We start from the raw sequence: 22,780 nt of genomic DNA on the forward strand, positions 1-22,780 counted from the left end.
TTAGAGTCGAAGATGGCCATGCAACAGTACCCATACATCTGGAACTACCTTCCGCTGGTCCTGCAAATCCTGGTAGCACTGGGCCTTGCATGTGGTATGGTCGGCGCGTCCTTCCTCATCGGCAAACACAAGAACTCCCGTACTAAATCAAGCTCCTACGAGTGCGGTATGGAGCCCCTGGGCGACTCTCGCGGACGGTTTACCGTCCGCTTTTACATGGTCGCGATGCTCTTCATCCTCTTCGACGTTGAGGCCGTCTTCATGCTTCCCTGGGCGGTCATCTTCCGCCGTCTGCCGGCCATCACTGGCTCGCGCATGTTCGGCTTCTACGAGATGCTCGTCTACCTCGGCTTCGTCGCCGTCGGCCTCTTCTACGTCTGGAAGAAAGGCATTCTCGACTGGTCCACAGACAAGGGAGATCTCTAATGGACGCCCCAATCACAGGCGCACAGGCGGTCTTCGAGAAGTTTCCCGAAGAGCCCGCCGTCAAAGCCCTGTCCTCGCTGGCCACTGACGCCAAGTACGACCGCGCTGAGTTGACCATCACCGTCGCCCGCGAGAACATCATCACCGCCTGTCAGGCCGTACAGAAGGCCGGCTACAACTTCCTCGAAACGGTCACCGCGGTCGACTGGTACCCCTCCGAACCACGCTTCCAGATCACCTACCACATCCTCTCCCACTCGCTGAAGCGTCGCGTACGCCTTATCGTGCGCCTCTCAGGGGATGATGCTGCGATCGACTCCATCACCAGTGTCTGGCCCGCGGCCAACTTCTACGAGCGTGAGGTCTTCGACCTCTTCGGCGTTCACTTCGGCAGCCATCCCAACCTTCGCCGCATTATGATGCCGGAGGACTGGAACGGCCATCCCCTGCGCAAGGACTACCCCGTGGAGGGCTATCGCTAATGGCACCCGCTGCTCCAGACATGGTCATTCCCGGAATCGACGACGTTATCGCTGATGCCGAACTGCACAAGCACGGCACCGACCCTCTGGCCGACCAGACGATGGTCATCAACATGGGGCCGCAGCATCCTTCGACGCACGGCGTTCTCCGCCTCGTGCTCGAAATCGACGGAGAGACCGTCGTCTCGCTCGCGCCAGACATCGGCTACCTCCACACCGGCATCGAGAAGACCTGCGAGGCGAAGTTCTACCAGCAGGTCGTTCCCATGACCGACCGCGTCGACTATCTATGCCCAATGGTCAACAACCTCACCTACTGCCTCGCGGTGGAGAAGTTGCTGGGCCTGGAGATTCCCGAGCGCGCACAGTACCTTCGCGTTCTCCTCAGCGAGTTGACGCGCATTCAGTCGCACCTGGTCTGGCTGGGAACGCACGCCATGGACATCGGCGCGCTCACCGTCTTCCTCTACTGCTTCCGCGAGCGCGAGATGCTGCTCCGAATCTTCGAGGGCCTCGCCGGCCAGCGAATGATGACCAGCTATATCCGCATCGGCGGAGTCTCGCTCGAGCCGCCGCTGGACTTCTACGAGAAGGTGCAGGAGTTCCTGAACCTCTTCCCCGAGAAGATCCAGGAGTACGAGAACCTCCTCTCCGGCAATCCCATCTGGATCAACCGCATCAAGGGCGTTGGCTATCTCTCCGCCGCAGACGCCATCGCGCTCGGAGTCACCGGGCCGCCCCTGCGCGCCTCGGGCGTGGACTGGGACATCCGCCGCGACATGCCCTACTCGGGCTACGAGAAGTTTCAGTTCAAAGTGCCCGTCGCTACGGAAGGCGACGTCTGGACCCGCTACGTCCTACGCATGCAGGAAATGCGCGAGAGCGTGAAGATCGCCCAGCAGGCCCTCGACGGCATGCCAGAAGGCCGCATCACCGCCGTCGCCCCCAAGATCATCCTGCCCGATCGCGAACAGATGAAGACCCAGATGGAGTCGCTCATCCATCACTTCAAGATCGTCACCGAAGGCTTTGCAGTGCCGGCCGGAGAGGTCTTCCAGGCCGTCGAGGCGCCGCACGGAGAGATGGGCTACTACGTCGTCTCCGACGGAACCGCCAAGCCCTACCGCGTCCACATGCGCAACCCGGGCTTCGCCACGCTGCAGGCGCTCGAGACCATGTGCAAGGGAAGATTGCTTGCCGATGTCGTCGCCGTCATTGGGTCAATCGATATCGTTCTCGGGGAGATCGATCGATAGGTCAGTTTTTTGCTGTCATAAGGGCACGGCCTTCAGCCATGCCCAAACATTTGGATGGATCAATCGGGGCAGTTAGCCCCTGAGGGAACGGTTGGACACAATTCTCCACCGTGAGCTTTGGACCTCCTGGGCATCGCTGCTTCGTTCCTACGCCGCTGTCCACGGACTCAACAGCCGGCATCATGCTGTCGTAGAGGTCGGCGCAGACGAGATCACCCTGCGGGTCGCAAGCCGCTGGCTTCGCTTCACGCACGATCTCGTCGAAGACAGCGAGGGTAACCGCTCTCCTTTTTCTCTTGAAGAAGACGGAACGGTTAAACTAAATGGGATACCCCAACAGATGGACCTTGCCGCCGAATCGCTGGCACGGGAGATGATGAGTGAGTCTCGGTAGTTTTGGTTGTCATTCCGCAGCGGAGCGGAGGAATCTGCTTCATCCTGCCGCCCAGGAACTCAAACGATGAGCACGATTGCAAATTCGATCTTTTCGCCGGAGATGGCCGCCCGTTTCGACCACCTGGTCACCATCTATCCCGTCAAGCGCTCCGCCCTCGTGCCCATGCTGCTCTACGCGCAGGACGACGTAGGTTACATCTCCGATGCGGTCGTCACCGAGATTGCTGCTCGGCTTGACCTTATCGAGTTGGACGTACGCAACGTGCTTTCGTACTACTCCATGCTGCGCACAAAGCCTGCGGGCAAGTACAACGTACAGGTCTGCACCAATATCTCCTGCATGCTGCGCGGCGGCTACGAGATCCTCGACCACTGCAAGCACAAGCTCGGCATCGGGCATAAAGAAGTGACGAAAGATGGTCTATTTTCCTTAGAGGAGGTCGAGTGCATTGGAGCCTGCTGCTGGGCCCCGGCCATGCAGGTCAACTACGACTTCCACGACAACCTCACCACGGTCAAGGTCGACGAGATCCTCGAGACCTATCGCCAGGGCCTGGGAAAGGACGTGAAATAGATGCCCACCCTCGTCTCCCATCCCGATGAAGTCCACGTTATCAGCCGCCGTTTCGGACAGGGCGCGACCAATATCGACAAGTACATTGAACTCGACGGCTACAAGGCCGTGCAGAAGGCCATCGCCCAGGGTCCCGACTGGATCATCAACACCATGAAGGCCTCGGGCCTGCGCGGTCGCGGTGGAGCCGGCTTCCCTACCGGCATGAAGTGGTCCTTCGTGCCCAAGCAGTCCGAGAAGCCCAAGTACGTCCTCGTCAACGGCGACGAGTCCGAGCCGGGAACCTGCAAAGACCACGTCATCTTCCTGCATGATCCGCACGCCGTCATCGAAGGTACAATGATTGCCGGCCTCGCCATCGGCGCGAAGATGGGCTTCATCTATCTGCGCGGCGAGTACCGTTACCTGCTGAAGATCGTAGAGAAGGCCGTCGCCGACGCCTATGCCAAGGGCATCCTCGGCAAGAACATCTTCGGCCACCAGGGCGTCGACTTCGATATCGTCACCCAGTCCGGCGCCGGGGCATATGAGGTCGGCGAAGAATCCGCCCTCATGGAGTCGCTCGAAGGCAAGCGCGGCGTCCCTCGCATCAAGCCTCCCTTCCCCGCCGTCGTCGGCCTCTACGGCGGCCCCACGGTCATCAACAACGCCGAGACCATCGCCGCTGCGCCTCACATCCTGCTGATGGGCGGCGAAGAGTACGCCAAGCTCGGCTCGGAGCGCAACGGCGGCACACGGCTATTTGGCATTTCCGGACATGTAGAGCGCCCCGGCGTCTACGAGCTGCCCATGGGCTACTCGCTCCGCAAGGCCATCTACGACGTCGCCGGCGGTATCAAGGACGGCAAGAAGCTCAAGGCTGTCGTCCCCGGCGGAAGCTCCTGCCCAGTCCTCACCGCGGATGAGATCGACGTAGGCCTCGACTTCGACCAGATGGCCAAGGCGGGCACCATGCTCGGATCAGGCGGCATCGTCGTGCTTGACGAGACCGTCTCCATCGTCGAGTTCGCCCTCCGCACCATCGCCTTCTACCAGCACGAGTCCTGCGGCTGGTGCATCCCCTGCCGCGAAGGCACGGACTGGATCAAGAAGACCCTCACCCGCGTCTACAACGGCGGCGGGGCCAAAAAGGATGTGGATAACGTCCAGTACCTCGCCGAAAACATGCTGGGACGCACCTTCTGCCCGCTCGGCGACGCGGCCGCTATGCCGACCATCGGCTTCGTCAAGAAGTTCCGCAAGGAGTTCGAGGACTACATCGAGGGCCACAAGGCCGGAACCCCGATCATCACCGTGCAGGAGCTCGTAGGAGCAGGACATTGAACAAGACTCTGTCTGGACTAGTCTGGGTATTGGTTGCAATCGTACTTTTAGTCGGTCTGTTCCGCGTGTTGAGCTTACGCAAACACTACAGCTCAGATCAGCAGATTTTGATCGAGAAGTCGAAGTAGAGGATTTCAGATGCCAGACGTAAAGTTCACAGTAGACGGCAAACAACTCACCGCCCCCGCGGGCACACTGCTCATCGACGCCTGCAAGTCCGCCGGCATCGAGGTCCCCGCCTTCTGCTACTACCCCGGGCTGTCACTGCAGGCCGCGTGTCGCATGTGCGTCGTCCGCATCGAGAAGATGCCAAAGCTCCAGACCGCCTGCACCACGACGGTTGCCGAAGGCATGGTCGTCCAGACCGAGACCCCCGAGATCGCCCAGGCCCGCAAGGCCACCATTCAGCTCCTGCTCGGCAACCACCCCCTCGACTGCCCCGTCTGCGACGCCGGCGGCGAGTGCGAACTGCAGGACATGACCTTCAAGTACGGCGCCGCCGACAGCTTCTACGCCGAGCCCAAGAACCACCGCGAGGAGCAGAAGTGGTCCCCGGTCGTCTACTTCGACCGCCCGCGCTGCATCCTCTGCTACCGCTGCGTCCGCATGTGCGGCGAGGGCATGGACGTCTTCGCGCTCGGCATCCAGAACCGCGGCTCATCCGCCGTCATCGCTCCCAACATTCCCGCCCAGCTCGCCCCTGACAACCTCGCCCACCTGGACTGCGAGCAGTGCGGCATGTGCATCGACGCCTGCCCCGTCGGCGCGCTCACCAGCGGCACCTATCGCTACAAAACCCGTCCGTGGGAGATGAACCACGTCTCCACCATCTGCACGCACTGCGGCGACGGCTGCAAGACCACACTCGGCGTGCGTTCCACCTCCGACGGCGCGGAGATTCTCCGTGGCGACAACCGCGACAAGAGCGGCATCAACGGCGACTTCCTCTGCAACAAGGGCCGCTACGCCTTCGACTTCGCCAACCACAAGGACCGCATCACCCAGCCACTCGTCCGCCAGGCGAACGGCGAACTCAAGCCCGTCTCCTGGGAGGAGGCCTTCACCCACGCGGGCATGAAGCTGCGTGAGCTGCGTGATGCCCGCGGCGGCAAGTCCATTGGGGTCATCGGCGGCAACCGCCTCACCAACGAAGAGGCCTACCTGCTGCAGAAGTTCGCCCGCACGGTCGTCGGCACTAACAACATCGACCACCATCGTACGGCGGACTACGTCACCTTCGCCCAGGGCCTTGCAGGGCATTCCAATCGTGCCGCATCGCTCCGCGACACTCACACGGCACCGGCCATCATGGTTCTCGGCGGAGACCCCACCAACCAGGCCCCCGGAACGGCGTGGAACCTCCGCAGCGACGTCCGCCTCAACAAGGCTCGCCTCTATGTTGCCAACTCCGAGGAGATCAAGCTCCGCCGCCAGGCGAAGGCCTTTGCCCACATCGCTCCCTTTAGCTACGGCGCGCTCGCCAGCTTCCTCGCCGGAGATGACTCCGCCGTCGAAGCACTGACGCATCCCGGCGCAGACGCAGCGTCGTTCCACCGCTTCCGTGACGCCGTACGCGCCGAAAAGGAACTCCTCGTTCTTATCGGCTCCGAGTTCCGGGGCGCAGACCTGAAGCGCCTCCTCAACTTCGGCCTCACTATGCCGAACAGAAAGTTCGCTCTGCTCTCCGACTACGTCAACTCGCGCGGAGCCGCCGACATGGGCCTGCTGCCCGACATGCTTCCGGGTTACACGCCGGTTGCGGCGCCCGGAACATTCGCGGAGCATAACGCACCCACGACACCCGGCCTCGACATGCTCGAGATCTTCGACGCCGCCGGTCGCGGCGAGCTCTCCGCTCTCTACGTCGTCGGCGCAAATCCCATCGCCCGTTACGGCGTCGATACCGCGACTCTCAAGAACACCTTTGTCATCGTGCAGGAGATGTTTCTCACCGAGACCGCGCAGATCGCCGACGTCATCCTTCCCGCCGCGAACCTCTACGAGAAGTCCGGCTCCGTCACCAACAGCTACGGCGACCTTCAGCTCGTCAACAAGGCTGGCGACCGCGCCGGCGTCCGCACCGACTTCGAGATGATCGTCCGCATCGCAGACAAGATGGGCGCTGACGTCAAGCAACTCGTCCCCTTCGGCAAGGGCCTCCGCGCCGACATGGGCCAGAGCCGCGGCGCGCAGTCCGGCGAGGCTGACCGCCATACGGTATGGTTGACGGCGAACAACCTCGAGCCGAAGCTCTCGCCCTTCGACCCCTTCGCCATTCTCGACGAGATTCAACGGCTGGTCCCCGGCTACAACCTGCTTCGGCTCCAGCTACTGAGCGGCAACGACCAGCACCTGGAACCCGCCGCGAGCGGCCTCGTCCAGATAGGCAACCGCCGTGACCTAGTCCTCCCGGCCAACGACACCCTCTTCACCTCAGGAACTCTGGGCCGCTATTCCACCATGCTCAATGACGTGCAACAATTCCAGGCCAGCCAACCCCTGACCCAGATTCAAACCGCAGCAGACTGATAACGACAGGGAGCAAGAGTAAAAATCGTGAGCTATCTCAGTCCATTCCAGACGTTCCTGCTGCTCAGTATCCTCAAGATCGTCGTCGTGCTCGTCATCACGCTGTCGGCGGTCGCCTACACCGTTCTGCTCGAGCGCAAGGTACTCGGCCGCATGCAGAACCGCTGGGGCCCCTCGCGTGTCGGCCCTTTTGGCATGCTGCAGCCGCTCGCCGACGGCATCAAGCTCTTCCTTAAAGAAGACCTCATGCCGCTCGCCTCCGCGCGCCCGCTCTTCATCATCGCACCCATCATCGCGCTCACCTGCGCGCTCGTCTCCATCGCAGTCGTTCCCTTCGGACAGGTCCACCACATCCAGGGCGTGGACATGTTCAACATCGCCGACATCAACATCGGCCTGCTGGTCATCCTCGGCATCACCTCCATCGGCGTCTACGGCATCGCGCTCTCCGGCTGGTCGTCGAACAACAAGTTCGCGCTCCTCGGCTCCCTCCGTGCCACCTCGCAGATGATCAGCTACGAGCTGGCGCTCGGCCTCTCGCTCGTCGGGGTCGTCCTCCGCGCCCAGTCGCTCAGCCTGCGCGACATCGTCAACAGCCAGTCTGCCCACGGCGCATTGTCTTGGAATGTCTTCGGCGGCTTCCAGATCCTCGCCTTCTTCATCTACCTTATGGCTGCCTACGCCGAGACAAACCGCGCTCCCTTCGACCTTCCCGAGGCCGAATCTGAACTGGTCGCCGGCTACCACACCGAGTACTCCTCCATGAAGTTCGCCATGTTCTTCATGGCCGAGTACGCCAACATGATTACCGTAGCCTGCGTCGCCTCACTCCTCTTCCTCGGCGGCCCCTCGAGTCCCCTCGGGCATCTCCTCCCCGACAACTTTGGCGGCCCTATCCTCACCGCCATCTTTCCCATCTTCTGGTTCGTCGCCAAGGTTTTCGGCTTTCTCCTGCTCTACATCTGGGTGCGAGGCACGCTGCCCCGTTTCCGCTATGACCAGCTGATGGCATTTGGCTGGAAGTTCCTTCTCCCGCTGGCGATGATCAACATCATCCTCACCAGCCTTGTCCTTGCGCTGCGCGGCTAGCCGCGCCAGCAAGCTGTTTTACAATCAGCAGATAGCCAAATATCTGCTGCGTTGAGAAAGATCGAACCGAGATCACCATGCAACTGGCACTCTTCCTCATCTTTGGCGCGCTGGCGGTCGCGGGAGCCATCAACTTCCTGCTGCAAAGGCACCCGGTCAACAGCGCCCTTTCGCTGGTCGTCGTCATGATGTCCCTGGCCGTCCTTTTCTGGTCCCTCGGGGCCGAGTTCCTCGCCGCCGCGCAGGTCATCGTCTACTCCGGCGCCATCATGGTGCTCTTCGTCTTCGTCATCATGCTTTTGAACGCGGGCGAAGAAGAACGAACCCACGGCAGCCGTGCCGCCTACATCGCCGGATTCCCCGGCGCCGCGGCCATCTTCTGCCTCCTCAGCTTCGTCTTCCTCACCGAAGGCAAGTCCCTCGGCGCGGCCCAACTCGGCGGCTACCTCAGCCACGCCGTCTCCAACATCTCCCAGGTCAGCACGCTACTCTTCCGCGACTTCCTGCTGCCGTTCGAGGTCACCAGCGTTCTTATCCTCGTAGCGATCCTCGGAGCCGTCGTGCTCGCACGAAAGGAGCAATAGCCCTTTATGACAGCCGTCGTGCCTATCTCCTGGTACCTGGTCCTCGCCGCCATCCTCTTCTCCACCGGCGTCGCCAGCTTCCTCATCAAGCGCAATCTCATCACCGTCTTTATGTCGATCGAGCTGATGCTCAACGCAGTCAACTTGACCTTCGTCGCCTTCGCGCACATGTGGCACCAGGTCTCGGGCCAGATCTTCGTCTTCTTCGTCATGGTCGTCGCAGCAGCCGAGTCCGCGGTCGGACTCGCAATTATCATCGCCATCTTCCGCACGCGACAGACCCTCAACGTCGACCAGGTCAACCTGCTGAAACTCTAAGGATCGTTACTTCCGATGCCCGCTTCCTATCTCTGGTTGATTCCGCTGCTTCCCTTCGCCGGGTTCCTCATCAACGGAACCCTCGGCCGCCGTCTGCCGCGCGCTCTCGTCTCCGCCGTCGCCCTTGTCTTCACCGCCATCCCCGCCGCTCTCTGGATCTGGCTCTGGTTCAGCATGAAGGCCCCCGGCGCACCCCAGTCCATCCAGACCGTCGCGACCCTCTTCGGCAATAGCTGGATCTCCATCTCGGGCTTCCACGCCGACTTCGCCCTTACCGTCGATCACCTCACGCTCATCATGCTCGGTGTCGTCACCGGCGTCGGTTTCATCATCCATGTGTACTCCGTCGGCTACATGGCGCACGAGGAGGGCTACTGGCGCTTCTTCGCCTACCTGAACCTCTTCATGTTCTTCATGCTGGTGCTGGTCCTCGCCTCCAACTTCCTGCTGCTGTTTGTCGGCTGGGAAGGCGTCGGCCTCGCCTCCTACCTGCTCATCGGCTTCTACTTCCGCAAGGACTCCGCCGCCAACGCCGGCAAGAAGGCCTTCATCCTCAACCGCATCGGCGACTTCGGCTTCCTCCTCGCGATGTTCCTCCTCGTCGCCCACTTCGGCTCGCTCGACTTCTCCACCGTCTTCAACGCCATTTCGCAACACCATGAGTGGCAGGGCGGATTCCTTACTGCCATCGCGCTCCTGTTAGTCCTCGGAGCCACTGGCAAGTCCGCGCAGATTCCTCTCTACGTCTGGCTCCCCGACGCCATGGAAGGCCCCACGCCCGTCTCGGCCCTCATTCACGCGGCCACGATGGTCACGGCGGGCGTCTACATGGTCGCCCGCTGCCACGTCCTCTTCGACCACAGCCCCTACGCCCTCGGAGTCGTCGCCATCATCGGCGCGGCCACCGCCATCTTTGCCGCCTGCATCGGCTTAGTGCAGCACGACATCAAGCGCGTCCTCGCCTACTCGACCGTCTCCCAACTCGGCTACATGTTCCTCGGCTGCGGCGTCGGAGCCTACGCGGCCGGAATCTTCCACCTGCTCACCCACGCCTTCTTCAAGGCGCTGCTCTTCCTCGCCGCCGGCTCCGTCATCCACGCCCTGGGCGGCGAGCAGGACATGCGCAAAATGGGCGGCCTGCGAAAGCGCATCCCCGTCACCTTCTGGACCATGACGATGGGCGTCGTCGCCATCGCCGGAATCCCGCCGCTCGCTGGCTTCTTCTCCAAGGACGAGATTCTCTTCCGCGCCTTCACCAGCGACAACCCCATCGGCAAACTGCTGTGGCTCGTCGGCCTCGTCACCGCCGGAATGACATCCTTCTACATGTTCCGGCTCTGGTTCAAGACTTTCTGGGGTGAGGAGCGCTTCGAGGAACAAGCCGACCTCCACAACCACGGAGCCGCCGTCCACGCCCAGTCAGACACTCACACCGTCATGGTCGCCGATCACGACGACCGCCACGCCGGACACGCCCACGGCGTCCACGAGTCCCCGCTCGTCATGACCCTCCCGCTCATGATCCTCGCTCTGCTCTCGATCATCGGCGGATGGGTCGGCATCCCTGCGGCCATGCTGGGTCACGACGAGATCGGCAGCTTCCTTGATCCAGTCTTCGGCGCCGGAGCCCCAGTAGCGGAAGCCGTCAGCCACTCGACTGAGCTTGGCCTCGCCGCTGTCTCCGTCCTCGCCGCCGCCATCGGCTTCTATATCGCCTGGCTCTTCTACTACCGCAAGCCCGGCATGGCAGCCGCGCTCGCGCAGCGGTCCCCGACCCTCTACCGCCTCGTCCTGAACAAGTTCTACATCGACGAACTCTACGGCCTCATCATCGTCACACCGCTGCTCATGTTCTCGCGCCTCATTCTTGGAGGCCTCGTCGATACCGGCCTTATCAACGGCTCAGGTGCAGCCGCGGGAGCCACTACCAAGGGCCTCAGTAAGCTCACCCGGCAGATTCAGTCCGGAAACATTCGCTCCTACGCCGGCTGGCTCGCACTCGGCGCCGCTGCCGTCATCTTTGTCATGATCTTTGGCCGCTCACTCTGGTAGCACTAACTTTGGTTGTCATCCCTCAGGGATCTGCTTTCGTACTCAAGGAACCGATGAATCTCGACCACTCCATCCTGACGATCATCACCTTCGTCCCCCTCGCCGGAGCCATCGTCCTCGCGCTCCTGCCCGACCGCGACCGCATCCAGCAGTGGAGCGCCCTCGCCGTCACCCTCGTGACCTTCCTGCTCACGCTCCATCTTCCCTTCCACTACGACTACGCCGCCGCCTCCGGCAGTTTCCAGTTTGAGCAGAATCTCCTGTGGATCGCCAACCCATCGATCCACTACCACGTAGGTGCCGACGGCCTCTCCATGTGGCTCGTCGTCCTCACCGGCCTGCTCGCCCCGCTCGGCGTCCTTATCTCCTGGCGAGCCATCGGCACCCGCCGCCGCCTCTTCTACACGCTCTTCCTGCTCCTACAGGTCGCGATGCTCGGCGTCTTCGTCTCGCTCGACCTCTTTCTCTACTACGCCTTCTGGGAGCTCTCGCTCGTTCCCACGGCGATCCTCATCGCCACCTTCGGGCGCACCGAGCATCGCCGGCGCGCCGCCATCAAGTTCTTCCTCTACGCCTTCATCCCCTCGGCCATCCTCCTCGTCGCCATGCTCTGGCTCTACGCGAAGACCGGCACCTTCGACATGCCCGTCCTCGCGCAGCTTGCCGCGACGCACAGCATCTCAAGCAACTCCGCCGCGCTCTGGCTCGCCTCACTCGCCTTCCTCGCAGCCTTCGCCGTAAAGGTACCTGTCTTCCCGCTGCACGGCTGGCTCGCCGACGCCATCTCAGAAGCCCCCACCGCTGTCGTCATGGTGCTGGCCGGAAAGCTCGGCCTCTACTCCATCCTGCGCTTCTCCTTCGGCATCTTCCCCGCGCAGTCGCACCGCATCGCACCGTTCATGATCGCCCTTGGAGCCATCGGCATCGTCTACGGCGCGCTGCTCGCGCTCGTCCAGAAGGACCTCAAGCGCCTCGCGGCCTTCGGAACCCTCGGCCACGTCAGCATGGTCATCTTCGGCATCTTCGCCCTAACGATCGCGGGCGTCGACGGCGGAATCTACCAGACCCTCAACGAGGGCCTTGGCGGATCTGCTTTCTTCATGCTGCTCGGCCTGCTCTACGAGCGCTACGGAACCTATGACATGCGCGACTACGGCGGCCTCGCTGCGAAGCTCCCGTGGATCGTCACCATGTTCGTCATCACCTCACTCTCTGTCGTTGGCCTGCCCATGCTCAACGGCTTCGTCGGTGAGTTCCTCGTCCTCTCCGGCTCCATGCAGTCGGCCGTCGCGCACCACATCGCCTGGACCACCTTCGCCACCACGGGCGTAATCCTCACTGCCTCCTACATGCTCTGGATGATCCAGCGCGTCTTCTACGGCGATCTCAGTCCCAGAAGCGAATCGGTTCCGGCTGTCGATCTCGACATCCGCGAGCACCTCGCCCTCTGGCCGCTCGTCATCATCTTCCTCGTGATGGGCGTCGCCTCTCCGGTGTTCATGCGCGCCATCGATACCGCTGGCAGCCGCATCGCCGCCACACTCACTCACACCCAGGCCACAACCGTGAACTTTGAAGCCACCTCAGAAGGAGGCCAGCGCTAATGCCGAGCCTCTCCCCCAACATCGTCGCCCTTCTGCCCGAGTACATCCTCACCATCGCCGGCGTTCTTATCATGCTGGCCGAGCCCATGCTCCCTGCGGGCAGCTCGCGCAAGCCACTCGGCTGGCTCGCCATTCTCGGGACTCTCGCTGCAGGCCTCGCAAGCTGGTACCAGCTCAGCTTCGGCACGCTCCATGCCTTTTATGGCACGGTCCAGACCGACGCCTTCTCGGTCTTCTTCCACCTGCTGATCGCCGCCGTCGTCCTGGTCACACTCCTCAGCTCGCTCGACTATTTCGAAGGCAACGCCACCCACGCCGGCGAGTACTTCGCCCTCACCCTCTTCGGCGCTGTGGGAATGATGTTCATGACCTGCTCGGTCGAGCTCCTGATGGTCTTCATCGGCCTCGAGATCTCCTCCATCTCCACCTACATCATGGCCGGCTTCCGCAAGGGCCAGTCCACCGGCGTCGAGTCCTCTATCAAGTACTTCCTCCTCGGCTCCTTCGCCACTGCCTTCTTCCTCTACGGCATCGCGCTGGCCTTCGGAGCCACAGGCTCCACGTCGATCGCGGCCATCGCCCAGACACTTGGCTCCAGCCCAACGCAGAAGCTCGCCTTCCTCGCTCTAGGCATGATGCTCATCGGCCTCGGCTTCAAGGTCTCCGCCGCGCCCTTCCACGTCTGGGCCCCCGACGTCTACCAGGGAGCCCCGGCCCCCATCGTCGGCATGATGTCCACGGCTCCCAAGATGGCCGCCTTCGCCGTCCTGCTCCGCATCACCTTCTCGGGCTTCGCTGGCATAGAGCACCGCTGGGCTGCGCTCATCTGGATCCTCGCTGCCCTGTCGATGACCATTGGCAACCTCGGCGCGCTACTCCAGCGCGATGTCAAGCGCCTCCTGGCCTACTCTTCCATCGCGCACGCCGGCTACCTGCTCGTCGCCTTCACTGCCTTCCCGCAAGATGGAATCGCCTCTGCCTGTTTCTACGCTGCTGCCTACTCCGCCATGCAGGTGGGCGCCTTCGCCGTCATCACCCAGATCGCCCGCTACGACGAGCAGGTCCGTACCATCGACGACTATGCCGGACTCGCCCTCAAGCGCCCCGTGCTGGCCGCCGTGCTCGGCTTCTTCCTGCTCTCCCTCATCGGCATCCCGTTCACCGGAGGCTTCTTCGGCAAGTTCTACGTCTTCACCGCCGCACTGCACTCCGGCCGCGTCTGGCTCGCCGTGATCGGCCTGCTCAACAGTGGAGTCGCCTGCTTCTACTACCTCCGACTGCTGGCCGCACTCTACAGCCGCCAGCCCCACGAAGACAGCCGCCTCAACCAGATTCCCTCTGTCAGCATTCCGGCAGCGGTAGCCCTAACCTTCACGGCCGTCGCAACACTGCTGCTCGGCATCGCCCCGGGCCGCGTGCTCTCGCTCGCCCAGCGCAGCGCTACAGCCACCGCGCCTGCCGCACAAAGCACCACGGCCACCAGCCGGTAAATCTCATTCTTCAATTCATTGAAGAGTCTCGCGCGCACAGAAAAGCCCTCGCCGAAGCGAGGGCTTTTCGTACAGCTAAAAGCTAGCAGCTAAAAACTAAGAACTTACTTCACCTTGAGGAAGATGATGACGAAGGTGAACAGCGCCAGCGACTCGATGAATGCGAGACCAAGAATCAGGAAGATGAAGATTCCAGGACGAGCTCCCGGGTTGCGCGCCAGGGCCTCGGTTGCCGAGGCCGTCGCCTTGCCCTGACCCAGACCGCAGAGACCAGCCGCAAGGGCCATGCCCAGACCGGCAGCCAGCGGAACCCACTGATTGGCAGGCGCGACTGCGCTCTGCGCAAAGGCCGGCGTTGCGAGCAGCATTGCGGCCAACGACATAAACAGATATTGCAACTGCTTCATTGTGTTACTCCATCTCCCGTCAGATACGCCGCCAGTGGGTGGTTGATGCTCACCGTGCTGGCACCCTCACGCTCGCGGCGTTGTTGCTGCCCGGAAGAGGGAGTCCCTCCCAGACAAACTCAATTCGGTAATTCAATCCGCGGTTTTCCGTGCAAACCCGCGGTCGCGTTTTAATGATCGTGCGCCACGGCAAGCGACAGGTAGATCGACGCCAGCAGGAAGAACACATACGCCTGCACCACGGCGACGCCAAGGTGCAGCCCCAGGAAGATCAGCGGAATTCCCACCGGCACCAGCGAGAAGAACGCCAGCGTCACGAGATCCCCAGCGAACATGTTCGCGTAAAGTCGAACCGTGAGCGAGAGCACACGCGCGCAGTGCGAGATCACTTCAATCGGGAACAGCAGCCACGACAGCCACCACACCGGCCCGAGGAACTGCTTGATGTACGCGCCGCCATTGGCCCGTAGACCGTGGAAGTGGTAGTAGAGGAACGTCACCAGCGCAAATCCCAGCGGAACCACAACGTTCGCGGTTGGCGACTCCAGCCCCGGCACCAGCCCCAGCAGGTTCGCTAGCAGGATGAACAGGAACAGCGCCGTCAGGTAGCTGACAAACTGCTCCGAGCCATGTCCGATGATCTGTTCTGCCTGCTCCTCGACAAACTCGTTGGTCATCTCGGCCATGTGCTGCACTCCGCTCGGCTTCTCAATGCTCAACGAGAGCCGCACCACCACGAAGTACGCAACCAGCAGCAGGAAGACCAGCAGCTCCATCGCGAAGGCGTTCGAAATTGGAGCCTCAGGATACTGCGGTGTCACGTGAACGGACTTCAGCAGAGCCGTCACAGGCTCTGCGAAGTAGGCATTCAAAAAACGGGTAAACAAAAGCTGGGTTGGCATATAGAAAAATCAGCAGAATCTTTTCTTAATCTCGCCTAAACGGTCCACGCCTTCAGCAGCTTGAGACCTTCCACTGTGAGCGCAAACACTCCCAGCGCAAGGCCTCCGGCCAGCGCATACACTGAACCATTGAGTGCCTTAAGGCTAACATAAAGCAGCACTACCGTGAGGCCCAGCCGCAGGAAGAATCCCACCAGCACCATCCCCATCGGTCTGGCCTTCCCTCCGCCGTCCATCCGCTCCATCACGGCCGTCATCAGCCGCAGCCACTCAAACAGCCCCGACCCCGAGATCGCCGCTCCCACCACCAGCAGAACCGCAGACTGCCACCCCAGCTTCCACCACAGCAGCGGAGCCGCCACCACCGTCACCACGGCCAGCAGCCGCAGCGCCCGCATCACCGTCTGGCGAAAGTCCTCATCACTAAAGCTCTCCAAAGCCCGCACTTACTTCCCCCTCTTCAGATATCGCGACGCAGTCAGGAAGATCTGCATAAACCCGCCGGCAGCCCCCAGCAAAATCCCTACAACCCCCATCCAGGTCTGGTGGAAGTGCTTGTCCAGCCATTCGCCGATCAGCCATCCGATCAGGCACCCGGCCGGCAGCGCAATCGCCAGCTGAATCATCGACTCCGCTTTCACCAGCTCGCCCAGCCCGCCGCCTTTTTTGTCGTCATCCGCCATAGCCCAACTATTACATCACGACATCCCCACCGCTTTCCCTTCCCGCCTCCACCCGCCGCTATACTGAAAAACGACCACACCCGTTCAAAGGAAACTTCGTGTTCTTCGACTCCGACTTCGAGCAGAAGCTCTATCAGCAGCGCCGCGACAAACTTGAGCAGATCAAGGCCCTGGGCTACGCCACCTACCCCAACTCCTTCGACTTCACCGCCCTCATCCCCGACCTCAAGCGCCAGTACGACTCTCCCGAGTCCCCCGTCTCCGGCGAGCTGCTGGAAGCCAACCGCACCACCGTCCGCATCGCCGGACGCATCATGGCCATCCGCCTTCAGGGCAAGGCCGGCTTCGCCCAGCTCCAGCAGAACGGCCAGCGTCTGCAGATCTACGTCCGCAAAGACGACGTCGGCGAGAACGCCTTCGCCCTCTACAAGCTCCTCGACCTAGGAGACCACATCGGCGTCAGCGGCTACCTCATGCGCACCCGCACCGGCGAACTCACCGTCCACGTCTCCGAAATCGCCTTCCTCGCTAAGGCCATGCTCGCCCTCCCCGACAAGTACCACGGCCTCGAGGACACCGAGCTACGCTACCGCCAGCGCTACGTCGACCTCTTCATGAACACCGGTCACTCTGCCAAGGCCGACAAACCCGCTTTAAACCCCTCCCCCTCAGACGGGGTCATTCTGAGCGAAGCGAAGAACCCCGGTAGTTCTCCCGAGGCGCCACAAACACAACCGGAACCCGAAGAATCCCGCAACGTCCGCGAAGTCTTCGTCAAGCGGGCCGCCATCCTCCGCGCCATTCGAGCCTTCTTCGACACGAGGGGCTACCTCGAAGTCGAAACCCCCATGATGCAGCAGATCGCCGGCGGAGCTGCCGCGCGTCCCTTCACCACCCACCACAACGAGCTCGACATCGACCTCTTCCTCCGCATCGCCCCCGAGCTCTACCTCAAGCGCCTCGTCGTCGGCGGCCTCGACCGCGTCTACGAGATCAACCGCAACTTCCGCAACGAAGGCGTCAGCACCAAGCACAACCCCGAGTTCACCATGCTCGAGTTCTACCAGGCCTACGCCAACTACCACGACCTGATGAACCTCAGCGAAGAGCTCATCAAGTTCGTAGCAATGGAAGTCAATGGCTCCCTTATCACCCACTTCAACGGCAACGAGATCAACCTCGGCAACTGGACCAAGCTCTCCATGCGCGAGGCCATCATCAAGTGGTGGCCGAAAAAATCTCGTGTTCCGTCATTGTCGACTTTCGACAATCGCGCCGAATTGAGTCGTTGCGTTGACTCTGCGATGCTGGCTCTCTCAGAGGATGACTACGAATACGATGCGCTCTGGATTCCGGCACAAGAAATTGAAGATGAGAACGTACCACTGGGAAAGATCATTGCTGACGTATTTGAGGGTCTCGCCGAACCCCACCTCATCCAACCCACCATCATCTACGACTTCCCCCTCGCCGTCTCCCCTCTCTCCAAGATCAAGCCCGAAGAGCCCGACTGGGTCGAGCGCTTCGAGTTCTACATCGGAGGCTTCGAGGTCGGCAACGCCTTCTCCGAGCTAAACGACCCAGTCGACCAGCACAACCGCTTCCAGCAGCAGATCGAGCAAAAAGAGCGCGGCGACGAAGAGGCCATGTCCGCCATCGACGAGGACTACGTCCGCGCCCTCGGCTACGGCCTTCCCCCTACTGCTGGCGAGGGCATAGGCATCGACCGCCTCACCATGATCCTCACCAACTCGCGCTCCATCCGCGACGTAATCCTCTTCCCCCTCATGCGCCCCCAGCAAAAAACCGCCGACCAGCTAGCCGAAAAACAAGGCCAACCCCACGGAGAATCCGCCGAGTAGGCATCATTCGACAAATCGGTCATTCCAAGCGCAACCTCTTAGCTACGGTCATTCCAAGCGCAGCCTCTTAGCTACGGTCATTCTGAGCGCAGCGAAGAATCCCGGCATTCCACCCAGAGCGCCACAAATACTCGGGTGCCCCATCCTTCGCAGCTTCATCGCGAAGGGTGGGAAAGTAAAAACCTCGGCCGCCACAAACTGGGTACCCCATTGATGGCGTGCCTGAACCGCCCTTCTGGAAGCCATCAAGGCTCTCACCCCACCAAATCCCGCTGACCTGCTGACTCGCTAACCAGCTTTTTTCATCTTCTTCACCACCTGCGCCAGCGAGTGCTCGTTCATTGCCTCCACCGCATCGGCCCTGACCTTTTTCATCAGCCCCGTCACCGCCTTTTCGTCCACACTAAGCCAGTCCCCCGCCGTCGCTGCAAACACATCCCCCAGGCCGATCTGCTTGGGCGAGACCTTCAGCTTCGCCCCCCCGTGCGGCCCCTTGCGCTGCACAATCAGCCCCGCCTTGTGCAGCAGCAGAAACGCCCTCCGCACCATCACCGCGCTCTCCTTCAGCGTCTCGGCAATCGACGCCGATGTGTGCATATTCTCCGGCTCGCTGGCCAGCACTGCCAGCACCCGCACGCTCAGTTGAAAACGCTCACTCTGTGCCATGCCAAGCAAACTACCACACCTGCAAGCCACGCACACTGCGGGTGATAGCATCTTTTTTGTGAACATTCTTTTCGTCGGCGATATCTTTGGCTCCGCCGGCCGCCACATCGTACGTGAACACCTGCCCCACGTCCTCGAAACCAACTCCGTCGATCTCCTTGTCATCAATGGCGAAAACGCCGCTGGAGGCTTTGGCATCACCCCCTCCATCGCTGAGGAGATCTTCGACCTCGGAGCCCACGTCATCACCACCGGCAACCACATCTGGGACAAGCGCGAGATCTTCGAGTACATGACCGTCCCCGCCGACTCCCATGAACGAGGACGCCGCATCCTGCGCCCGGCCAACTACGCCGTCGGAACCCCGGGCTTCGGCGTCTACGAGGGCACGCTCCCAAACGGCCAGACCTACGCCGTCCTGAACCTCCAGGGCCGCGTCTTCATGTCCTCCTGCGACGATCCATTCCGCAAGGCCGACGAGCTCCTCAGCCAGATCAAGGCCAAGGTCATTCTCCTTGACATCCACGCCGAGACCACCAGCGAGAAGGTCGCCCTCGGCTGGTTCCTCGACGGACGCGTCACCGCCGTCCTGGGAACCCACACCCACATCCCCACAGCCGACGCCCGCGTCCTGCCCATGGGAACCGCCTTCCAGACTGACGTAGGCATGTCCGGCCCCTACGACTCGGTCATCGGCGTCGAGACCGAGCTCGTCCTCAACCGCTTCCTCACCGGCATGCCCGGCAAGTTCGAGCCCGCCAAGGGCAACCCCAAGATGTGCGCCGCCCTCATCAGCTGTGACGGAGCTACCGGACGAGCGTACAGCATCCAGCACATCATGCTCGGCGAATGACTTTTCCACATGAAATCCTGTCAAGCCCCTAAAGGGACTAACATGCTAATAATCAATCACTTGCACGTGGCATGATTCGCCTTCCGACCTGATAGAATGGTCTTAGCTGGAAAAGCCCCGAGCCTATCGGGGCTTTGTTCTTTAACGCCAAAGGAAGTCCGGACCTATCTTGTTTCGATGGAATATTTTGCACACTTTTGGTAGGGGTGGGGGGCAACAAAGAAAGAGGGCAGCCCAGACGGGCTGCCCTCTTTCCAGCTAGTGTCTGACTACTGACGGTGGGTAGGGTGGTGGGTCGCAGTCGGCTTCTTCACCGGGGCCTTCTTCGGCTCAACGACCGCCCCATCGCTCATCGTGATCATTATCGGGCTCGGCGCGAAGGAGGCATAGGTTCCGCTGACGGTCACCTTGTCTCCAACCGCTGGAGGAGTCTTCAACGCTGCGGCAAGCTGGAAAGTAAAGTCGGCAGTCTTCGACTGAACCGCATCGTCGGAGACGGCGACCTGGAGGGCTGTGTCAGAGACCGCGACTACGGTTGCGTCAGGAACCTGGACCGACTTGCCTTTGATGGTGTCCCAGACCTTGGCGGCGTCCTCAGGCTTGCCGTACTGCAGGATGAACTCCTTGTCGCTGATCGCGAGGGTGGAGAGGTCCGGAGTACTGGCCACAGTCTGCGCGGCGATGTCCGCAGGCTTCGGAGCAGGGGTTATGGTGGTCGCGAGGTTGGCGGGTGGGTTCAGGTTCGCCTGCGCCGTCTGGGCAAGACCGTCGTAGCCGTCCGGGCTGCCGTGATACCGCTTGTAGCAGTACTGGGCCGTCGGAAGCGTCTGCGACTTATAGGGCTCGGGAGCGAACGAGACGAATCGAGCCAGGTAGAAGGCGCAGTTGAGCAGGTCCGGAGGCGTGGACTGAAGGTAGGCCAGGCCAAGGTAGTAGGTGTCCTGCAGGATGGGGCCGGGCTTGGTCGTCTGATCGACAGGAACGCTGGCGAGTTCCTTCTTGAAGTTGTCGATCGCGGTAGCGGTGTCCTTCTTGTTGAGCGCATCAACTGCGATAGCGCTGTCAAAGATGGGCGTGGCGCTGGACCTGATCGTATTGAAGTCAGCATCGCTCATACCCTGCGGCTTGGGAGCGGCGAGACCCTTCTGCGCATACTCGGCAGCCTTGTCGAGACCGGCCTGCTTCGCAGCCGCATCGGTGAGCTGCTCGGCCGCCTGACGGCGGAAGTAGACCTCAAAGGTAAGCCCACGGAGGTTGTTCGGATCAACCTGGAGAAGCCGGTCAGCAGCATCGACCGTCTTTGCAGGATCAAAAGCACTGTAGGCCAGCATCAGTTGCTGGAGCACGTCAGCTTTGACCGCCGACTGCGGGTAGGCAGTCAGGTAAGCCTCCAGAGCCGGAGCCTTCGCCTGCGGAGTGCTCTGCGTGATCGCGTTGTTGTACGCGTTGTACTCGGCAGGGGGCATCTGGACGCCACCACCCTGCTGCGCGTTTGAGCCCAGATTGACCTGGGTCTGTGCAACCGCAAAACGCGCCAAAGGTGCAACGCTAGCGACCGCCAGGAGAGACGCAACGACTGCCTTCTTCATTCCACACTCCTCAATAATGAGTAGATCTCTCTTCAGATTCTGCCTGCCGGTGGCCCCGGGGGTCAATGAATCGGATAGACACATGGATGATGCACCCGACACCGGTTACGCTTGTGTCCAACATCCCTGCTGGCCTCGGCTTCCCTGTGCTGTGCATCACGGCACGTGATGATGCGGATTATAGAAATCACGTTGCTCTATGGCAAGCAGCGATGCTCAAAAGCATTGACCTTTTACAAAAAACTGACGTGCAAATGGCGCAAAGTCAGGGGCTTCACTTTGTCTCTTCGAGCGGCAAAGAGTGCAGATAGCGCGTCAATTGCCAGCGCTGATCTTCAGGCAGCCGAGACCATGACGGCATACCGTGGCCAAGGTTTCCGTTGGTCAGCAGCCAAAAAAGCTCGCCGTCGCTCGCATGCTGTACTCGTGTGGTCCGAAGGCTGGGGCGCTTGCCTTGCCCGCTCGCATCGGCCGCATGGCAGGACGCACAGTTCCGCTTGTACAAAAGTGCTCCGGCAGCGGCAGCATTTTCATCCAGGGCGTAAGGGTTTATTCGTGCACGGTCCTGGTCGGGGACCCGCTTCAACCAGACACCATCGGAGGCTGCGAATACAAGCGGTGCTGAGAAGGATATGGCGATTGCCACAATAATGGCGCGCATCAGCGACCTCCTTTGAAGTAGCGGGAGAGCTGGCCGATCTCGTAAGCCACTCCGAATCGGTAGATCCGCGCGACGCTGTGGTCGTTCAACCCGAAATTCGGCGAAGCCGTAATCCTGGGACCTCCGGGGATATTCCAGTTGAACGTTGGTCCGAAGTAGTGCGACGTCTGATGCAGACCAAACGAATCTTTGTCGCCGAGCCCGCCGTACATCTCAGCTCCGGCTGCGAAGTTCTGCAGAGCGAATGCGTTCGATCTAACACCGCCAGCCAACCGCAGGGGGCGGCTTGCTCCCAGAGTGTAGCCAAACTCCCACGGAGCATGGCGGAGGTCCTTTTCAGCGATGATGTTCTCCGAGAAATTCCAGCCCTTCCAGTTACTGGAGAGGATGAGCTTGAGCTCAGCCTCGCGCTTCTTCTCGGCACGCGCCTCACTGTTGCTGCCGGTCAAGTCATCGTTGCCGTCGTGTCCAACGACTTCGAGCAAACTCTTGTTCGCACCATTGATGTCCTCGAACTCGAAGTAGAGGACTGGATTGACCCAATGCTCTCGCAGCAGGGGGCGCACACGATTTTCGATGCGGTACCCTGTAAAGACCGTGCTGTCATGCGCTGTCGTCTGCCCCTCTAGATAGAGCTCAGACGTCCACCAGGCCGTGGTGCCGTACTCCAATTCAAAGGCATTTCCGCCGAAACGATTGCCGTCTTCCGGTTTGCCTGTGGCAATTTTTGACTCGACCTCAAGTGAACCGGGCTCCTCCATGTGGTGAGAGTAGGTGACAAAGTACGGAAGCTCCTGGGCGGAGATAGGAAGGATTGCTCCCAGTCCCAACCACATGGCACAAAGGTAACGCAGCATTTCGGATCAAACCTGCTTTCATAAAGGAACAATTGCAGACTAAAACAGTCGCATATCAAGTCGAAGCAACGAACAGCGAAGTGTCATTTTTCTGCATCCATCTGTTCAATATAAGACTTTATTAGTCTTATATCATTTTTTGGAACTGGATTTGGATCGACCCTGAATAACTCTTCG

General features: G+C 61.1%; 23 protein-coding genes. 15 read left to right on the forward strand and 8 right to left on the reverse strand.

Going from position 1 to position 22,780, the window contains the following annotated elements; translation table 11 throughout:
- Positions 1-18: 18 nt before the first annotated feature.
- From OHL16_RS05970 to OHL16_RS06030, 13 genes are all read left to right on the forward strand, one after another.
- Positions 19-426 (forward strand): NADH-quinone oxidoreductase subunit A, encoded by a 408-nt coding sequence (locus OHL16_RS05970; protein WP_263366151.1) that lies wholly within the window; start codon positions 19-21, stop codon positions 424-426.
- Entirely contained in the window at positions 426-908 is a 483-nt protein-coding gene (locus OHL16_RS05975; RefSeq protein ID WP_263366152.1) for an NADH-quinone oxidoreductase subunit C, read from the forward strand. The genes OHL16_RS05970 and OHL16_RS05975 overlap by 1 nt, the downstream gene beginning before the upstream one ends.
- The gene (gene nuoD, locus OHL16_RS05980; protein WP_317891035.1) at positions 908-2,164 is read left to right on the forward strand and encodes an NADH dehydrogenase (quinone) subunit D; all 1,257 of its coding nucleotides are present in this window, start codon (positions 908-910) and stop codon (positions 2,162-2,164) included. Before OHL16_RS05975 ends, nuoD begins: the two co-directional genes overlap by 1 nt.
- Positions 2,165-2,255: 91 nt before the next feature.
- Positions 2,256-2,558: a transcriptional regulator gene (locus tag OHL16_RS05985; protein WP_263366153.1), complete on the forward strand. Its 303-nt coding sequence runs from the start codon at positions 2,256-2,258 to the stop codon at positions 2,556-2,558.
- A gap of 66 nt (positions 2,559-2,624) precedes the next feature.
- Positions 2,625-3,134: an NADH-quinone oxidoreductase subunit NuoE family protein gene (locus OHL16_RS05990; protein WP_263366154.1), complete on the forward strand. Its 510-nt coding sequence runs from the start codon at positions 2,625-2,627 to the stop codon at positions 3,132-3,134.
- On the forward strand, positions 3,135-4,457 hold the full coding sequence (nuoF, locus tag OHL16_RS05995; protein ID WP_263366155.1) for an NADH-quinone oxidoreductase subunit NuoF: 1,323 nt from the start codon (positions 3,135-3,137) through the stop codon (positions 4,455-4,457). It abuts the gene before it with no gap.
- A 138-nt stretch (positions 4,458-4,595) separates the two neighbouring features.
- Positions 4,596-6,986, forward strand: coding sequence for a molybdopterin-dependent oxidoreductase (locus tag OHL16_RS06000; protein ID WP_263366156.1), 2,391 nt, complete (start codon positions 4,596-4,598; stop codon positions 6,984-6,986).
- Between the two features lie 27 nt (positions 6,987-7,013).
- Positions 7,014-8,075 (forward strand): NADH-quinone oxidoreductase subunit NuoH, encoded by a 1,062-nt coding sequence (gene nuoH, locus OHL16_RS06005; RefSeq protein ID WP_263366157.1) that lies wholly within the window; start codon positions 7,014-7,016, stop codon positions 8,073-8,075.
- Between the two features lie 77 nt (positions 8,076-8,152).
- The gene (locus OHL16_RS06010) at positions 8,153-8,659 is read left to right on the forward strand and encodes an NADH-quinone oxidoreductase subunit J family protein (protein WP_263366158.1); all 507 of its coding nucleotides are present in this window, start codon (positions 8,153-8,155) and stop codon (positions 8,657-8,659) included.
- A gap of 6 nt (positions 8,660-8,665) precedes the next feature.
- Positions 8,666-8,977, forward strand: coding sequence for an NADH-quinone oxidoreductase subunit NuoK (gene nuoK / locus OHL16_RS06015; RefSeq protein ID WP_263366159.1), 312 nt, complete (start codon positions 8,666-8,668; stop codon positions 8,975-8,977).
- Between the two features lie 15 nt (positions 8,978-8,992).
- Positions 8,993-11,029, forward strand: coding sequence for an NADH-quinone oxidoreductase subunit L (gene nuoL / locus OHL16_RS06020; protein ID WP_263366160.1), 2,037 nt, complete (start codon positions 8,993-8,995; stop codon positions 11,027-11,029).
- A gap of 53 nt (positions 11,030-11,082) precedes the next feature.
- Positions 11,083-12,633, forward strand: a complete 1,551-nt coding sequence (locus OHL16_RS06025) for a complex I subunit 4 family protein (RefSeq protein WP_263366161.1) — start codon at positions 11,083-11,085, stop codon at positions 12,631-12,633.
- Complete coding sequence (locus OHL16_RS06030) at positions 12,633-14,123, forward strand: NADH-quinone oxidoreductase subunit N (RefSeq protein ID WP_263366162.1); 1,491 nt, start codon at positions 12,633-12,635, stop codon at positions 14,121-14,123. The genes OHL16_RS06025 and OHL16_RS06030 overlap by 1 nt, the downstream gene beginning before the upstream one ends.
- 104 nt (positions 14,124-14,227) lie before the next feature.
- On the opposite strand, the gene OHL16_RS06035 is transcribed toward OHL16_RS06030, so the two are convergent.
- From OHL16_RS06035 to OHL16_RS06050, 4 genes are all read right to left on the reverse strand, one after another.
- Positions 14,228-14,530: an ATP synthase F0 subunit C gene (locus tag OHL16_RS06035; RefSeq protein ID WP_263366163.1), complete on the reverse strand. Its 303-nt coding sequence runs from the start codon at positions 14,528-14,530 to the stop codon at positions 14,228-14,230.
- Between the two features lie 170 nt (positions 14,531-14,700).
- Entirely contained in the window at positions 14,701-15,432 is a 732-nt protein-coding gene (atpB, locus tag OHL16_RS06040; protein WP_263366164.1) for a F0F1 ATP synthase subunit A, read from the reverse strand.
- A 35-nt stretch (positions 15,433-15,467) separates the two neighbouring features.
- Entirely contained in the window at positions 15,468-15,878 is a 411-nt protein-coding gene (locus OHL16_RS06045; protein ID WP_263366165.1) for a hypothetical protein, read from the reverse strand.
- Positions 15,879-16,115 carry an AtpZ/AtpI family protein gene (locus tag OHL16_RS06050; RefSeq protein ID WP_263366166.1) on the reverse strand — a complete coding sequence of 79 codons (237 nt, stop codon included), beginning with the start codon at positions 16,113-16,115 and terminating at the stop codon, positions 15,879-15,881.
- 98 nt (positions 16,116-16,213) lie between these two features.
- Between OHL16_RS06050 and lysS the strand changes: the two genes are divergently transcribed.
- Positions 16,214-17,977 (forward strand): lysine--tRNA ligase, encoded by a 1,764-nt coding sequence (gene lysS / locus OHL16_RS06055; RefSeq protein WP_263366167.1) that lies wholly within the window; start codon positions 16,214-16,216, stop codon positions 17,975-17,977.
- Positions 17,978-18,265: 288 nt separating this feature from the next.
- Here lysS and OHL16_RS06060 read toward each other — a convergent pair whose 3' ends face one another.
- A complete protein-coding gene (locus tag OHL16_RS06060; protein WP_263366168.1) occupies positions 18,266-18,643 on the reverse strand; it encodes an RrF2 family transcriptional regulator in 378 nt (125 codons plus the stop codon).
- A gap of 58 nt (positions 18,644-18,701) precedes the next feature.
- Between OHL16_RS06060 and OHL16_RS06065 the strand changes: the two genes are divergently transcribed.
- Positions 18,702-19,496, forward strand: coding sequence for a TIGR00282 family metallophosphoesterase (locus OHL16_RS06065; RefSeq protein ID WP_263366169.1), 795 nt, complete (start codon positions 18,702-18,704; stop codon positions 19,494-19,496).
- A gap of 269 nt (positions 19,497-19,765) precedes the next feature.
- Here OHL16_RS06065 and OHL16_RS06070 read toward each other — a convergent pair whose 3' ends face one another.
- The 3 genes from OHL16_RS06070 to OHL16_RS06080 all read right to left on the reverse strand — a co-directional run bounded on the left by OHL16_RS06070 (position 19,766) and on the right by OHL16_RS06080 (position 22,603).
- Positions 19,766-21,085, reverse strand: a complete 1,320-nt coding sequence (locus tag OHL16_RS06070) for a hypothetical protein (protein ID WP_263366170.1) — start codon at positions 21,083-21,085, stop codon at positions 19,766-19,768.
- Positions 21,086-21,359: 274 nt separating this feature from the next.
- Positions 21,360-21,746 carry a c-type cytochrome gene (locus tag OHL16_RS06075; RefSeq protein WP_263366171.1) on the reverse strand — a complete coding sequence of 129 codons (387 nt, stop codon included), beginning with the start codon at positions 21,744-21,746 and terminating at the stop codon, positions 21,360-21,362.
- Positions 21,746-22,603, reverse strand: a complete 858-nt coding sequence (locus tag OHL16_RS06080; RefSeq protein ID WP_263366172.1) for a hypothetical protein — start codon at positions 22,601-22,603, stop codon at positions 21,746-21,748. Before OHL16_RS06080 ends, OHL16_RS06075 begins: the two co-directional genes overlap by 1 nt.
- Positions 22,604-22,780 lie beyond the last annotated feature (177 nt).

This window comes from Edaphobacter bradus (genome assembly GCF_025685645.1).
Classification (GTDB): domain Bacteria; phylum Acidobacteriota; class Terriglobia; order Terriglobales; family Acidobacteriaceae; genus Edaphobacter; species Edaphobacter bradus.